At 48.4% G+C, this 14,103-nt stretch carries 14 protein-coding genes; 9 read left to right on the forward strand and 5 right to left on the reverse strand.

Annotated features, from left to right (window positions below):
- Window positions 1-28: 28 nt before the first annotated feature.
- The 5 genes from B9Y58_RS11305 to B9Y58_RS11320 form a co-directional block, all read right to left on the reverse strand.
- Window positions 29-1,282 carry a hypothetical protein gene (locus B9Y58_RS11305; RefSeq protein WP_073056575.1) on the reverse strand — a complete coding sequence of 418 codons (1,254 nt, stop codon included), beginning with the start codon at window positions 1,280-1,282 and terminating at the stop codon, window positions 29-31.
- 111 nt (window positions 1,283-1,393) lie between these two features.
- A complete protein-coding gene (locus tag B9Y58_RS15175) occupies window positions 1,394-1,534 on the reverse strand; it encodes an alpha/beta hydrolase (RefSeq protein ID WP_109639775.1) in 141 nt (46 codons plus the stop codon).
- A gap of 63 nt (window positions 1,535-1,597) precedes the next feature.
- Window positions 1,598-2,440: a class I SAM-dependent methyltransferase gene (locus B9Y58_RS11310; protein WP_073056574.1), complete on the reverse strand. Its 843-nt coding sequence runs from the start codon at window positions 2,438-2,440 to the stop codon at window positions 1,598-1,600.
- A gap of 154 nt (window positions 2,441-2,594) precedes the next feature.
- Window positions 2,595-3,005 carry a NifB/NifX family molybdenum-iron cluster-binding protein gene (locus tag B9Y58_RS11315; RefSeq protein ID WP_073056573.1) on the reverse strand — a complete coding sequence of 137 codons (411 nt, stop codon included), beginning with the start codon at window positions 3,003-3,005 and terminating at the stop codon, window positions 2,595-2,597.
- On the reverse strand, window positions 2,998-3,870 hold the full coding sequence (locus B9Y58_RS11320) for a radical SAM protein (protein WP_073056572.1): 873 nt from the start codon (window positions 3,868-3,870) through the stop codon (window positions 2,998-3,000). The genes B9Y58_RS11315 and B9Y58_RS11320 overlap by 8 nt, the downstream gene beginning before the upstream one ends.
- A 448-nt stretch (window positions 3,871-4,318) precedes the next feature.
- On the opposite strand from B9Y58_RS11320, the gene nifH reads away from it, so the two are divergent.
- From nifH to B9Y58_RS11365, 9 genes are all read left to right on the forward strand, one after another.
- Window positions 4,319-5,164: a nitrogenase iron protein gene (gene nifH, locus B9Y58_RS11325; protein ID WP_072977618.1), complete on the forward strand. Its 846-nt coding sequence runs from the start codon at window positions 4,319-4,321 to the stop codon at window positions 5,162-5,164.
- Between the two features lie 11 nt (window positions 5,165-5,175).
- Window positions 5,176-6,780 carry a nitrogenase component 1 gene (locus B9Y58_RS11330; RefSeq protein WP_073056571.1) on the forward strand — a complete coding sequence of 535 codons (1,605 nt, stop codon included), beginning with the start codon at window positions 5,176-5,178 and terminating at the stop codon, window positions 6,778-6,780.
- A 17-nt stretch (window positions 6,781-6,797) separates the two neighbouring features.
- The gene (locus B9Y58_RS11335) at window positions 6,798-8,144 is read left to right on the forward strand and encodes a nitrogenase component 1 (protein ID WP_073056570.1); all 1,347 of its coding nucleotides are present in this window, start codon (window positions 6,798-6,800) and stop codon (window positions 8,142-8,144) included.
- A gap of 385 nt (window positions 8,145-8,529) precedes the next feature.
- Window positions 8,530-9,741 carry a hypothetical protein gene (locus tag B9Y58_RS11340; RefSeq protein WP_073056569.1) on the forward strand — a complete coding sequence of 404 codons (1,212 nt, stop codon included), beginning with the start codon at window positions 8,530-8,532 and terminating at the stop codon, window positions 9,739-9,741.
- Between the two features lie 17 nt (window positions 9,742-9,758).
- Entirely contained in the window at window positions 9,759-10,799 is a 1,041-nt protein-coding gene (locus tag B9Y58_RS11345; protein ID WP_073056568.1) for an ABC transporter substrate-binding protein, read from the forward strand.
- Between the two features lie 7 nt (window positions 10,800-10,806).
- Window positions 10,807-11,622 carry an ABC transporter ATP-binding protein gene (locus tag B9Y58_RS11350; RefSeq protein ID WP_073056567.1) on the forward strand — a complete coding sequence of 272 codons (816 nt, stop codon included), beginning with the start codon at window positions 10,807-10,809 and terminating at the stop codon, window positions 11,620-11,622.
- 68 nt (window positions 11,623-11,690) lie between these two features.
- A complete protein-coding gene (locus B9Y58_RS11355; RefSeq protein WP_233247950.1) occupies window positions 11,691-12,383 on the forward strand; it encodes an ABC transporter permease in 693 nt (230 codons plus the stop codon).
- Between the two features lie 47 nt (window positions 12,384-12,430).
- Window positions 12,431-13,003, forward strand: a complete 573-nt coding sequence (locus tag B9Y58_RS11360) for an HD domain-containing protein (RefSeq protein WP_073056565.1) — start codon at window positions 12,431-12,433, stop codon at window positions 13,001-13,003.
- A 103-nt stretch (window positions 13,004-13,106) separates the two neighbouring features.
- Complete coding sequence (locus tag B9Y58_RS11365) at window positions 13,107-14,102, forward strand: Fic family protein (RefSeq protein WP_199220975.1); 996 nt, start codon at window positions 13,107-13,109, stop codon at window positions 14,100-14,102.
- Window position 14,103 lies beyond the last annotated feature (1 nt).

The following is a 14,103-nucleotide window of genomic DNA, read 5'->3' on the forward strand; positions in this document are numbered from 1 at the left end:
TATTTGCTCAAGACACGCAAAGGTCTAACTACACCGGCAATTTCGAGCAAAGTTTTTCGACGGTGTCCGAAAGCAGCTTTTTCACGTCGTCACGGTTGCAGGCATCCAGCTGTTCCAAGCACGCCGTTAAGGTCAACACAATAGTTTCCCTAAAGGCGTACTCTTCTTGCAGTTTGCGTTCCTTGCCGTATTCCCACAAGGCAAAGATCAGCGCAAACACCGCCATCGAAGACATGGCGACATTGATCACCACATCGGCCCATACAGAATCCGTATGCACGCCGAATCGAGTAAACACATTATAAATCCACCAGGACGCACCGCCGAACAGCACCAAACTCAGGAACAACCAAAAACGCGCCTTCCAGCCCAGGCTCCGTTTTCTCTTGTTAAAGCTACTGCCCAAAGAACCGCCACCCACAAGGTCCGTCATCTTCTTGATTTTTTCCACCTTTTCGCTAGACGTCGTCAAACAAGCCTGAACATCCTTCAAGCTATTTTCCGTCATACTGTCGATTTCAGAAATCCTTGCGCAAGCCTGATCAATCAGACTCTGGGCAGACTCCATCTTCTCCGCAAATTGCCTGTCCCTGTCTTCGGCGTCATTCATCTTGAGCGTCAAAGATTCTTTAAGTTCTTCCAAGCCCTGCTTTCGGGCATCCAGCTGTTCTGTCAGCGCCTGAATCTCGGCGACCTTTTCTGCCGCCTCTGCAGACTTCGCCTTCGCACTCTGTTCCGCTTCTGTCACAGACATCATCTGGGTCTTCACCAAGTCCGTCATCTTCAGAATTCTTTCAAATTCTTCCGACGCTTTGTCAAACAGCTCGCCCGTCTTTTCTTCCGCCTCGGTAATGGCAGCCACACGTTCATCCAGATTGTCTTTCTGCGGGGCATTCCAAAAGCCGAACATCATCTCGTATACAGCAAGATTTCTAGTGCAAATAGAAAGAACCGTGACATTCTGCTTCTTGATTGACGCCGCAATCAGCACAATCAGTTGCGAAAGCGTCTTGGGCGGCATACCGAAATAAGTCAACTCGGAATCCCTTACGCGGGCGGGTTCCGGCAAGTCAAAAGGCAAATACAGCCAATCGCACGTTTTCATCTTTTCGCACAATTGTGCGAAAGGCCGCTTCACATTTTCGAGAGCCTTCCGCAGCTGCACCGACCTGACTGTACGATCGTGGACACTCACGCCGGCATAATTCCGGATATACTCATCTCGGCTATTTTCTAAAAGATTGATGCTATCAAGAAGCTCTTCGCGCTGTTGACGATTCATCCCTAACCCACTTTTTTAAAAAACGCGCACAAGATAACTTTTTTTAATGCGCTTTAGGGATTATTTTTCGTACAACATTATTCCTTAATGCTTAACTAAAGATTACAAACGCTAAAGCGGCAAGCCTTTTTCGAATTCGGCCAAAAATGCACATCCCTGCACCCATTCACCCAAATTTGAATCGGAATTGATGTGCCTTTGCCAATGACTCGGGCCAGAATTATTCAAACCAGGAACAATTAAGTAGTGCATTCGAGAAGTCCTTTTCTTTCCTATAAAAATAAAGACTCCGCAAAATCGTTAATGCCGTTTTGCCTACTTTACCGCCGCAATCAAGCGTACAGAATCAAATGCTTTTAGATTTCCCATCAGAAAATAGCGTTGTTGAAGCGCGTTTTCGCCGAGAAATTCGTCGACCTTGAATCCATATCGCTCAAGTACCTCGAAAACCTCGCGGTCCAAGTAGCCTTCGGCCATGGTTTCGCCGCAATCAGCAACAATTTTTCGCAATTCCTGAACCGAATTCGAATAGGCATCTTTTTGCAGGTAATCAAATACAATCGAAATGCCGGTTGATGCAATCTCTGAAAACTGCCGCACGGTTTCTGCAAAAACAGAAAGCGGGAGGTAATACGAGACACCCAGAATGCTAATAACGGTCGGCTTTTTGCAGTCAAAGCCATTTGCGACAAGTCTTTCGACAATGCTGTCCTTGCTGAAGTCAATCGCCACAAAATGGACATTCTCCGAAACGCTCCACTTGAGTTCACGAATGCGATTTTTCTTGTAGCTTTGTGTCGGAAGCAAATCCAGTTCAAAAACTTCGACATTCGGGTCTTTGTTGCGGAACGAGAACGTGTCTACTCCCGCACCGCAAATCACATATTGAATCTTTCCCGAGCGGGCGAGGAGCTTTACGCGGTCCTCGGCAAAGCGGCTCCGAGAAAGTACAATCGGGAGAAAGTATTTCCGGTTGAAATATTCGACCGAATTTTCCGACTCTTGCGGAAACCGCTTTAGAATCAGGCGTGAAACATTTTCGTACTCCTCGCGACCCATCAGGTCGAACGCCAGAAAGTCGTTGAAAACGGTATGGTCCGATTGTAAAGAATGCCAGGCTCGTGCAAATGCGCATAATTTTGCTGTTAAACTTTCCATTGTATTATCCTTTTAAAATTTTAGTTGAGGGCCTTAGCCCATAAGAAACGCCCGCGTAGGTTAACCTTACACGGGCGACAAAATGAATACCGCAATAAACGCCCGTCAACATCGGCCGTTCTTACAACAAAATCCTACAATCAGAGGCCGCATTTTATTTATCCTGTAATCCCGTGAGTCTCTGGGTACGTTCCGCAATCTTTTTACGGTACACGTTGATTTTGGCGATTGCTTCGGCAATGGGAAGTGCGATATCGAAAGCGCGCACGTTAAAGCGTGTCAACGCCTGCACCGCCTGCGGGCCAAGCTGCGAGCAGAGAACATAATCCAGATCGGCTAGATTCTTTGCTGCCGAGAACATAGATGAACGTTCTACATCTCGCTGACCGCAAGCACCATCGCCGCATGTGCCGTCGCAATGCTCCGGCTTAACGCGGACTTCGACTTTTTCAAATTTTCCGCTTTCTTCATCGACTTCGTAGACGTCGAACGCCGCGGCATGTCCAAAGTGAACATTGACATTTTCGCCATCGTTTGTGGCGACTGCAACTCTATATTTAGCCATGAGAGAAAGTCTCCTTTACACGGATGCGGTCCATGTAGATTTGCGCGCCGACATCGTAAACGCCCGGGACGCCAACGGCGTCAGCACGGCAATGGGCGCAATGTTTGAACACGTTGATGAATACTCCCGCCTGCTCCTGCGCAATCGCAAGAGTTTTCGGTGTCGGAGCGGGAATATCCTTAAAGCCGTTTTGCGGAATCAACGGAATGATGTTGTACATGATGGCGCCCGCTTCGCGCACGGTGGCCGCCACATCTTCGATGTGCTTGTCATTAATGCCCGGGCAAAGAACCGTATTGACTTTGATAAGCGTTCCGCTTTTCGCCACCTTGCGAATGCCTTCGAGCTGGTTGTGAATCAGAATTTCTGCGGCTTCTACGCCCGTATAGGTTTTACCGTGGTAGAAAATTCTTGCATTGATCATCGCCTCGATTTCAGGGTCCACGGCATTCACCGTAACCGTGAGCGAATCAATGCCCACATCGATGACTTCGTCTGCCTTATCGTTCAGCAAAAGTCCATTGGTGCTCATGCAGCGAATGAGTTGCGGAAATTCCTTTTTTACTAGGCGGAATGTGTCTAGCGCAAAAGGGGTTGCTAATGTATCGCCTGGCCCTGCGATTCCCACCGTCGTGAGTTCCGGCACGAATTCCAATGCCTTGCGAATGTAACCACATGCCTCTTCGGGCTTAATTACCTTACTCGTATTTCCCGGTACCTGAGCATCTTCGTTAATGCGCCTATCGCAAAAACGGCACTCGATATTGCAACCTGGGGCGACAGGCAAATGAATGCGCCCCTTCCGGTTTTTGCAAGCGCCAAAACACGGGTGTTCTCTAAAAACTGTTTCTTGACTGGTTGCCATAAAACCTCGCAAGGTATGTAAACCTTGCACAAAAATGATCGGTAAAGAACCGATTTAGTTTGTATTAAAAATGGTGAACGTTTTGCCTAGCGTTCTGTAGCGTGATTAATGCTTTAACTTCTTAGCCAAAGAAGTATGGGTGTAAAGTTAAAAATCACAGCAATGGATTTCAATACGAAGGCAAGAGCGAAAATAAAAAAAGTTCATTTTTTTGAGAGAGCAATAGCTTTATGCTAACGCATGTTATAGGCGTTTATTATTGCAAATCGTTTTTTCATGCATGCGATAGATTCGCGCTAATAAGGGTTATAAGCGGAATTTATAACAACTTAAAAAAAGTGATTTTTTTTGACTAAACGGGTTCAAAAAGTATTGGAAAGAGTTGACTTTAATTCTAACTTGCCTTTGCCTAGTAATTTTGTAGGAAAACATAAGGAGACACGATAACATGTCTAAGAAATTACGTCAAATCGCTATTTACGGAAAGGGTGGCATCGGCAAGTCCACCACGACTCAAAACTTGACCGCAGGCCTTGTAGAACAAGGAAAGCACGTTCTTGTGGTCGGTTGCGACCCTAAAGCAGACTCTACTCGCCTTTTGCTCGGCGGCCTTCATCAAAAGACTGTGCTTGACACCATTCGTGACAACAAAACCGAAATTCAGCTTTCTGACCTTGAAAAGGTCGGCTTTAAGGGAGTGCGTTGTGTAGAATCCGGTGGCCCGGAACCGGGCGTGGGTTGCGCAGGCCGTGGCATCATCACCTCCATTAGCATGCTCGAACAGCTCGGCGCCTACACCGAAGACCTTGATTACGTTTTCTACGATGTGTTGGGTGACGTGGTGTGCGGCGGTTTCGCTATGCCGATTCGTGAAGGCAAGGCAAAAGAAATTTATATCGTGGCCTCCGGCGAAATGATGGCCCTTTATGCCGCTAACAACATTTGTAAGGGTATCGCCAAGTATGCCCAGCACGGTGAAGTGCGCCTGGGCGGTATCATTTGTAACAGCCGTAATGTGGATAACGAACTTGACTTGCTCCGTGCATTCACCAAGGAACTCAACACGCAGCTCATTCAGTTTGTGCCGCGCAACAACATTGTGCAGCAGGCCGAAATCCGCAAGAAGACCGTGATTGAATTCGAACCCAAGTCTAGCCAGGCAAATGTCTACCGTGAACTTGCCAAAAACATCGACGAAAATGAACTCTTTACCATACCGACCCCGATGACGCAGGACCGTTTGGAACAGATTCTCATCGATTACGGCATGATGGAAAAAGACTACCAAATTTAATGTGAGGGTTCATGGCCAAGACTAATATCAATTTGAATATGACCTCGGTCGAAAACCGTGAATATCGACTGGGTACGATTATCGGCTGGGACGGCAAAGCGAGCGACCTGATCAAGGAATCGGCCTACGACGAACGCAGTGCGAAAAAGCATGGCGGTTGCGCGGGCAAGGGCTCGGGCTGCAAACTTTGCGAACTTGCTTCTCCGCTGAACCAAGAGACTATGTGCTCTAATGCGATTGTGCAGTGCCAGGTGGGAAACCTCACGGACTGCGCCCTGATTGACCATTCTCCTATCGGTTGCAGCGGCGAAAACTCCAAGTTTAACCTCTCGATGCATAACGGCCTTCGCCGCCGTGGAAAGCCCCTGCAGAATACGCTGAACATCAGCACGAACCTGAAAGAAAAGGACATGGTTTTCGGCGCTTCCGATAAGCTCCGCCAGACCATCCTCGACGCAAAGGAACGCTTTAACCCCAAGGCGATTTTCATCGGTATGGCTTGTGCGACCGCTATTATCGGTGAAGACATCGACTCCATTGCCGAGGAAATGGAACCTGAAGTTGGCGTGCCTATCATTCCGCTGCATTGCGAAGGTTTCCGTTCCAAGCACTGGTCTACGGGTTTCGACGTCGCTTTCCATGGTGTGCTTCGCCAGATTGTGGAACGTCACCCGACCAAGAAACAGAATGACCTGCTCAATATCGTTGCCCTTTGGGGTTCGGACTATTTCTCCGAAATGCTAGCTCCGCTTGGATTGCGTGTAAACTACCTTCTGGATACCGCCTCTTTCGAAGAAATTCGCCAGGCCTCCGAAGCGGTCGCTACCGCAACCTTCTGCGATACGTTGGGCGGCTACATGGCGACGGCTCTCGAAGAATCTTTCGGTGTTCCGCAGATTGACGCTCCGCAGCCTTACGGCATCAAGGGTACCGATGCATGGCTCCGCGCTATCGCAAAGGTTGTCGGCAAAGAAAAAGAAGCCGAAGAATACATCGAAAGCGAGCACAAGCGCATTGCTCCGAAGCTCGCCGAACTCCGCGAATTTTTCAAGGGCAAGAACGGCATCGTGATGACGGGTTCTGCATACGCACATGGCCTCATCAGCGTGCTTTCGGAACTGGGAATCGGCCACGACGCTGCACTCGTGTTCCACCACGACCCCGTTTACGACGGCGGTGGCGAACATCAGGATACCTTGAAGGAACTGGTCGAAACCTACGGCGATATTCCGCACTATACCGTTAGTAAGACCCGCGCCTTCCAGCTTCCGCAGCTTCTGAAACGCGCCAAGACAGACTTCTTGCTCATTCGCCATCCGGGTCTCGCCTCTGTCGCGGGCCACCTTGGATTCCCGACCCTTACCATGGGCGACGAACATATCCCGGTGGGCTACCAGGGCATCCTCCGCATTGGCGAAATGCTCAAGGGCGTGATTGCACGTACCAAGTTTAACCAAGTGCTTAAACGCAACGTGAAACTTCCGTATTCCGACTGGTGGCTTGCTCAGGACGATCCGTTCTATTTGACACATCACCCGGAAGCACTTGAAGATTTGCCGGAACCGAGAAATCTCAAACTGAAAATTGGTACAGAATCCAATTCGACCAGCGCATAACAAGGGGATTTTTAACAATGGCTACAATTCAAAAGAAAAAAAGTAATTCTATTTCGGACCCCCGATACGCTTGCGCAGTTGGTGCATCTCATACTGTTGTCGCTATTAAGGGTGCAGTTCCTATTGCCAACTGCTCTCCGGGTTGCCAGCTGAAGCAAACGGCGTTTCTCACGTTTGAAAACGGTTTCCAGGGTAGCATTTACGCCGGTGCCGGTAACATGCCGAGTGCAAACTCTACCGAAAACGATATCGTTTTTGGCGGCATCAAGACTTTGGATCAGTTGATTAAATCGACGCTCAAGGTTTTTGACGGTGACCTCTATGTGGTTCTTACGGGTTGCGTGGGTGGTCTTATCGGTGACGATGTTTCGAGCCTGGTTCGTGGCTACCGCGATTTGGGTTACCCGATTGTGTCTGTCGATACTGCCGGCTTCAAGGGCAACAACCTTTTCGGTCACGAAGAAGTCGTAAACGCCATCGTCGACCAATTCGTGGGCGATTACAGCGGCGAACGCAAGAAGGGTTTGGTGAACCTTTGGTTCGAAACACCCTACTACAACCAGAACTGGCGCGGAGACTATCAGGAAATCGCCCGTATTCTGCGCGGCGCAGGCTTTGAAGTCAATGTGCTGTTCGGACCCGAAAATAACGGTGTCGCTGACTGGTTGCGCATTCCCGAGGCCCAATTCAACTTGGTGATTTCTCCGTGGGTGGGCGTTCGAAACGCAGAACACCTCCAGGAAAAATACGGTCAGCCGTTCCTGCACATTCCTGAAATTCCGCTCGGCGCCGAAGCGACTAGCGAATTTATCCGTAAAGTCGTCGAATTTGCCGAAATCGACAAGGAACAGAGCGAAAAGTTCATCAAGGAAGAAAACAGAATCTATTACTACTATCTGGAACACTTCTCCGAATTTTTCGCCGAATACTGGTTCGGTATGCCCAGTGAATTTGCCATTACCGCAGATTCCGCCTACACGCTTGCCTACACCAAGTTCCTCGTGGACCAAATCGGCCTTATTCCGCGCAAGGCAATTATCAGTGACGATCCGCCAGAAAAATTCCGCAAAGGTATCGAAGATTCGTTCCACAACATTAGCGAAGGTGTCGATGTTGACGTGGAATTTGAAGAAGATGGCTACCTGATTGAAAAGTCCATTAAGGAAGTGAATTTCTCTTCGGGCAAGCCTTTGATTCTTGCGTCTTCTTGGGAAATCAATATCGCCAACGAAAAGAATGCGCTGCTTTTCGAAATTACACCGCCATCCAGCGAAACACTGATTATTAACCGGAGTTTCGTCGGTTACAAGGGTGCACTTAATTTACTCGAAAAGATTTATAGCACATCTGTCGGTGGTAAATAATTTCAAAATAAATTAACTTCGATCCATTTACTCTCCTAACACAAAAATGTCGCCTGATTTTCAGGCGGCATTTTCTTAAAAAGTTCGAAGTCACTTTTTGTCAGCACCTCTGTTCAAGTCTAACCCTATATTAAGCTATAAAGAAAAAGTATTTTACAAGCTCATTTTTATTTCTACTTTTTACGCACAAAAATTCGAGAACATCATGTTCCGAAGAGCAAACAAATCAGAACGAGGATACCTATATGTGTAGACTTTATACTTTTGCTCAAGGCATTTGCCAGTAAGCACTCACCCCCACCAAACAAAATTTAATCGCATCGTGCAAAAAAGTTTTTTGCATGGTTGCTCAACTCACAAAAATTATCACTCAGGAGACTTATAAATGAATATCAATTCGAAAAATATTGCCGCCAAGATTATCCTTTTATCTGCAATCACCTCTTTCGCCGCCGAACCGATTTTGGTCACTACAAAGTCTGGCGTAAGTGCTACCCTCTACGGCTTTGCATCTCTCAACGCCGCCTACGAAGATTCCAAGAGCAATAACGGCAACTTCGCCAATTTCGTTGCAGCCTCGGACCTTACCAACGAAAACGACGGTGGCTGGCACTTGACTCCTAACCTGACTCGCATCGGGTTCAATCTTTCGAGCGGTAGCGACACGGCTTATTTTAAGGCCAACGGTAAAGTTGAAATTGACTTCTATGGTGGTGGGTCCGCCAACAATCCTAACCCGCGTCTCCGCCACGGCTACGGTGAAATTTCTTTCGGCAAGACTGGCTTCTCTATTTTGGGCGGTCAAACTTGGGACGTGATTTCTCCGTTGGTAACCCCGACGCTTAACGCAGGCGTTCTCAATAACTCCGGCGACGCAGGCCTTCGTAGAGCTCAGCTGAGACTCACCGAGAAAATCCCCGTTGGTGAAGGTTCTGTGGATATTGCCGCCGCCGTTGTCCGTACCATTGGCGAAAATCAGCCTTACAACTCCTCCTCTGCCTCTGAAACCGGTACCGACGCCGACATTCCTACTTTCCAGGGCCGCATCGGCATTGCGCTTCCGCTGTGGGTAGATAAGAAGAAGGCTGGCTTGGGCGTTTCTGGCCATTACGGACAAGAAGAAATCGACTTGGACGCAACGGGCGACACCAAGAATATTCCCACCTGGTCTGCTAACGTCGACTTGACTCTCCCCATCACGTGCGCGATCACCCTCCTTGGCGAAGGTTTCATCGGTGAAAACCTGGATACGTATGCAGCCGGCATCGGGCGCGGATTTGTCGCCAACACCGAAGACCCCGAAAGCGTCAAGAGCATCAAGGCTTACGGTGGTTGGTTTGCCCTGCAAGCCAAATTTATCCAAAAATTGGCATTTAACGCTGGTGCGGGCATTGACAAGCTGGACCGCGATGACATTGAAACTGTGGGCGGCCGCGAGCAGAACATTTCCGTTTTCGCAAACGCTACCTACAACCTGACTGATGCCTTCTCGCTCGGGATTGAATACTTGCACGTTCAAACCGATTACCTGACCGCCGGCACCGTGAAAGAAGCTGAGTTGAACCGCTATCAACTTTCTGCAACTTATGGTTTCTAACGAAGGAGACTTGAATAATGAATCAGAAACAAATTTTCAATAAAATCCGCAATCGAATTGCTTTCACGATCCTCTTTAGCCTCGCCTGCGCTACTTCTGCAATCGCCGCAGACAAGATTTCCATCGGTTACCTGTCTTCTACAGGTCAAGGAAAATTCTTTATCGCTAAAGATGCTGGCATTTTCGAGAAAAATGGCCTTGACGTAACGCTCGTTGAATTTTCGAATTCCGGCGACGGCATTGCCGCTGTCCGCGCAGGCAAACTCGATGCAGGTGCATTCGGTTCTCTCGCTCCGCTCATTCATATTTCTCAGGGTGCCGACATCCGCGTGATTGGCGGTATCATGGGTGGTGACCAGGCCGTGATTACCCGCAAGGAAAATGCAGGGGCAGTTAAAAAGCTGAGTGACCTCAAGGGCAAGAAAATCGCCACCATTCGCTTGGGCACTGCTGACGCCATTGTCCGCGGAGGCCTCAAGAAAGAAGGCGTTGACTGGCGCAAGGACGTCTCCATCGTGGAACTCAAGAACCCGCCTGCAGTGATCGAAGCCGTCAAGAACGGTAGCGTATTCGCCGGCGTCACTTGGGGCCCTCACGACCTCCGCGCCGAAGATGCTGGCCTTTCCGTGGTGCTCCGCAGTAAGGACATTAACCCCGGCCATATTTGCTGCCGCCTCATTGCATCGCTCCGCAAAATCGAAGGCCGCGACGATGTTTACAAGCGCTTGGTCAAGTCGCTGATCGAAGCTGAAGAACTGGTGCAAAATGACCACAAGAAGAGTGTGGAAATTATTGCCAAGTGGATTAAGCTCGATACCGCTCTTGTCAACAAAGCGTTCTACAGCGGGCACGTCACGCAGGACACGGACCCCAACGTGAAGGGTGTTGAATTCTTCTGGGATTTCTTGAAAGATGCCGAATTCATCAAGTCTGACAGGAAAGTCTCCGAATACGTTCGCACCGATTTCTACAAGGCCGCCATCGCAGAACTTCGCAAAGAAAACCCCAAGTCCGAATTCTACGCCAAGGCAGAAAACATTTTCAAGTCCAGGAACTAAGAATAGTATGACAATAAAGCAAAATGGTTTTGAAGCAACGAATCTCGGTTTTTCGTACGATGGCAGAGCCATCCTGAAAGACATCAACTTGAAAATCAATCAAGGTGAGTTCGTATGCCTACTAGGCGAAAGCGGTAGTGGCAAGACCACTTTGCTGAACCTTCTCGCTGGGCTTACCAAGCCGAGCGAGGGGCATGTCTACTGGAAAGGAAAAGAAATCGAAAAGCCTTCTGCCGAAAGGAGTGTGGTCTTTCAAGACTACACCCTTTTCCCTTGGCTTACCCTTCTCCAAAATGTAACGCTCGCTATTAAAAAGACGAAAAAACTGAAGACGAGCTACGCCAAAAATTTAGCAGAAGAATACTTGAATTTGGTGGGGCTTTCTGGAAGTCTGCATAAATATCCCTTTGAACTTTCGGGCGGAATGCGCCAGCGCGGAGCCATAGCGCGTGCCTTAAGTGTCAGCGCCGACGCCCTTCTTTTAGACGAACCCTTTGGCGCTCTTGACCCGGTAAACAGGGCGAGCTTGCAAGATTTAGTCTTGGAGCTTTGCCGCGGCGTCAAAGACCGTCCTATTACCACACTGTTTGTCACGCACGACATTCGTGAAGCCGTTTATCTCGGGAGCCGCATTATCGTTTTAGGCTCGACCCCGGGGCGTATCATTGCGGACATCCCGCTTGATTTCCCGGTAAAGAAGAATCGTGGCGAATGGTTCCGCAACGAAAAAGTCCAACAAACCATTGCAACCATTGAAGACGCCTACCACAAGGACATCCTTGAAAAACTAGGCCATATTGTACAAGGAGGTGCAAGTATATGAGAACTTTTACAAAATACTTATCCAAGTTTCCGGGAATTCTTTTTCTTCTCGTTTTATTTGGAATTTGGGTGTTAATCAGTTGCGGCCCCGAATGGGACAGTCAATATTTGTTCCCATCTCCTAAGGCTGTACTGAAAGCCCTCTTCGATTCTCGTGAAGAACTTTTGCGCAGTGCAGGAGCCTCTCTTTTAAAACTGGTGCCCGCCTATTTGGTGGCGTCGATTGTCGGAATCTCTATCGGAATTGTTTCTGGTTCCATTCCGTGGGTCTCCAATATGCTAAAACCCATTTCCAGGTTTGCGGCCCCCATTCCCCCCAACGTTTACATTCCTTACGCGATAGCGATTCTTCCGACGTTCTATTTGTCTTCGACATTCATCATTTTTATTGCCGCCTTTTGGCCCATCTACTTGAATACGGCTGCCGGTGCCGCCGAAATCCCCGAAAAATACAAGCGTAACGCCGCCATTATCGGAATCGGAAAGTTTGAGTACTTGTGGAGAATCGCCCTTGTAGCAAGCCTTCCCTCAATATTCTCGGGGCTTTCTGTAGGCATAGGGCTTTCGTTCATCATGCTCACCGTGGCAGAACTTTTCGGCGAAAACACGGGGCTCGGTCACTTTGTGCAATTTTACGCCGACTATTCCGATTACCCCAACATGGTTGCAGGCATTCTTTGGACAGGCATTGTGGTGCTTGCGATTATGGAACTGTTTGAACTTGTTAAACGCAAGCTCCTGTTCTGGACAAAAGCGAATTAGTCATTCTTCAAAATATTTATATTAGCGGTGGAAATTGGAGATTTAAAATGAGTCTGACCCTTGAACGCGCAAAAGAAATCAACAATGGACACGTGACCGAAGAATCGCTGGTCATCCATTCCCTCAACGTATGCTATGCCATGGGCGCGATGGCCAAACACTTCGGCGAAGACGTTGAACACTGGCAGGCCGTGGGCTACCTGCACGATTACGACTACCAGGAATTCCCCGAAGAACACTTGCAGCACACCGAAAAGGAACTGCTCACACAAGGCGTCTCCGAAGAAGATGTGCGTGCCATTTTGGCGCACGGTTTTGAAATCGTGAATCAGGTGGAACCCAGGACCAACATGGAAAAGAGTCTGTTCACCGTCGACGAACTCACCGGAATCATCCAGGCCTGCGCAAGAATGCGCCCCAACGGAATTTTGGATCTCGAAGTGAAAAGTTTCATGAAGAAGTTCAAGGACAAGAAATTCGCCGCCAAGTGCAACCGCGACTACATTCTGAAAGGCTGTGCCCTGCTCGGCATGGACGTGAAGGACGTCGCCGCCATCTGCATCGAGGGCATGCGTGAACACGCCGCCGAAATCGGCCTGGCTGGGAACGCTGAGGCATAGAAAAAACGCTTTTTTGCCCCAAAAACGGCATTACTTGACAAATTTTCCTGCTTAATATATATTTAGAATGTCGGAAAAGATGTCGGATTAAATGTCGGAATGAATGTCGGTAAAAATGTCGGATAAATACGAGCCTCCATTTACGATTAACACGGCGATAGTTAACCTTGCGGCAGAGATTTCGGCCTTGGTTGAACGAGTCGCAATCCGGTTGGAACAATCGGATAGTTTACGCCTGCGTCGAATAAACCAAATTCAGAGTATCCATAGTTCCTTGGCGATAGAAGGCAATTCGCTTTCAGAAGGCCAGGTGTCCGACATTATTGACGGCAAGCGCATTATCGCTCCCGAACGAGAAATCCTCGAAGTGAAGAACGCCTTACGGACTTATGAACTCTATCCTTCATTAAAGGCGTTTTCGGAAAAGGACTTGCTCAAGGCTCATGCCGTAATGATGCAAGGTATAATTCCCGATGCCGGGAGATACCGAAATTGCAACGAAGGTGTATTCAAGGGGCGCAAATGCGTCCATTTTGCGCCGCCACCCAACATGGTCCCGATCTTGATGAAAAATCTTTTTTCGTGGTTAAAAAACAGCAAAGACCATTGGCTGATTCGGTCGTGTGTTTTCCATTATGAATTTGAATTCATCCATCCTTTCCGAGACGGGAATGGCAGAATTGGTCGTTTGTGGCAATCCCTTATTTTGGGCAAGTGGAATCCTTTGTTCGCTCATTTGCCCGTCGAAAACCTGGTTTACGCAAATCAACAGGCCTATTACAACGCGATAAACGCATCTAGTGCTGCTGGCGACTGTGGCATTTTCGTAGAATTCATGCTCAATAGAATCTTGGATTCATTGAAGGCCTTGCAAAAGATAGATGCCGTTGTCGGCGCACGAAAACCCTTCGTATTAACGGATCGTCAAAAAAAAATTGTCTCTTTGTTGAAAAAGAACAATTTTGCTACAGAAAAAGAGATGGCAGAAAAGTTTGCCGTCACGACAAGAACCATTGAACGAGACTTAGCAAAATTGCAAGACAACAGAATCCTTGAACGCGCCGGCTCAAAAAGAGACGGTTATTGGATTGTGAAATAAG

The sequence above is a fragment of the Fibrobacter sp. UWB15 genome, assembly GCF_900177705.1.
Classification (GTDB): domain Bacteria; phylum Fibrobacterota; class Fibrobacteria; order Fibrobacterales; family Fibrobacteraceae; genus Fibrobacter.

Bases quoted from the DNA above. Each gene is read 5' to 3' on its own strand.
- B9Y58_RS15175 (WP_109639775.1), bottom strand. From the start codon at position 1,534: ATGCACTACTTAATTGTTCCTGGTTTGAATAATTCTGGCCCGAGTCAT.
- B9Y58_RS11310 (WP_073056574.1), bottom strand. From the start codon at position 2,440: ATGGAAAGTTTAACAGCAAAATTATGCGCATTTGCACGAGCCTGGCAT.
- B9Y58_RS11335 (WP_073056570.1), top strand. From the start codon at position 6,798: ATGGCTACAATTCAAAAGAAAAAAAGTAATTCTATTTCGGACCCCCGA.
- B9Y58_RS11330 (WP_073056571.1), top strand. From the start codon at position 5,176: ATGGCCAAGACTAATATCAATTTGAATATGACCTCGGTCGAAAACCGT.
- B9Y58_RS11340 (WP_073056569.1), top strand. From the start codon at position 8,530: ATGAATATCAATTCGAAAAATATTGCCGCCAAGATTATCCTTTTATCT.
- B9Y58_RS11320 (WP_073056572.1), bottom strand. From the start codon at position 3,870: ATGGCAACCAGTCAAGAAACAGTTTTTAGAGAACACCCGTGTTTTGGC.
- nifH (WP_072977618.1), top strand. From the start codon at position 4,319: ATGTCTAAGAAATTACGTCAAATCGCTATTTACGGAAAGGGTGGCATC.
- B9Y58_RS11360 (WP_073056565.1), top strand. From the start codon at position 12,431: ATGAGTCTGACCCTTGAACGCGCAAAAGAAATCAACAATGGACACGTG.
- B9Y58_RS11315 (WP_073056573.1), bottom strand. From the start codon at position 3,005: ATGGCTAAATATAGAGTTGCAGTCGCCACAAACGATGGCGAAAATGTC.
- B9Y58_RS11305 (WP_073056575.1), bottom strand. From the start codon at position 1,282: ATGAATCGTCAACAGCGCGAAGAGCTTCTTGATAGCATCAATCTTTTA.
- B9Y58_RS11350 (WP_073056567.1), top strand. From the start codon at position 10,807: ATGACAATAAAGCAAAATGGTTTTGAAGCAACGAATCTCGGTTTTTCG.
- B9Y58_RS11345 (WP_073056568.1), top strand. From the start codon at position 9,759: ATGAATCAGAAACAAATTTTCAATAAAATCCGCAATCGAATTGCTTTC.
- B9Y58_RS11365 (WP_199220975.1), top strand. From the start codon at position 13,107: ATGTCGGTAAAAATGTCGGATAAATACGAGCCTCCATTTACGATTAAC.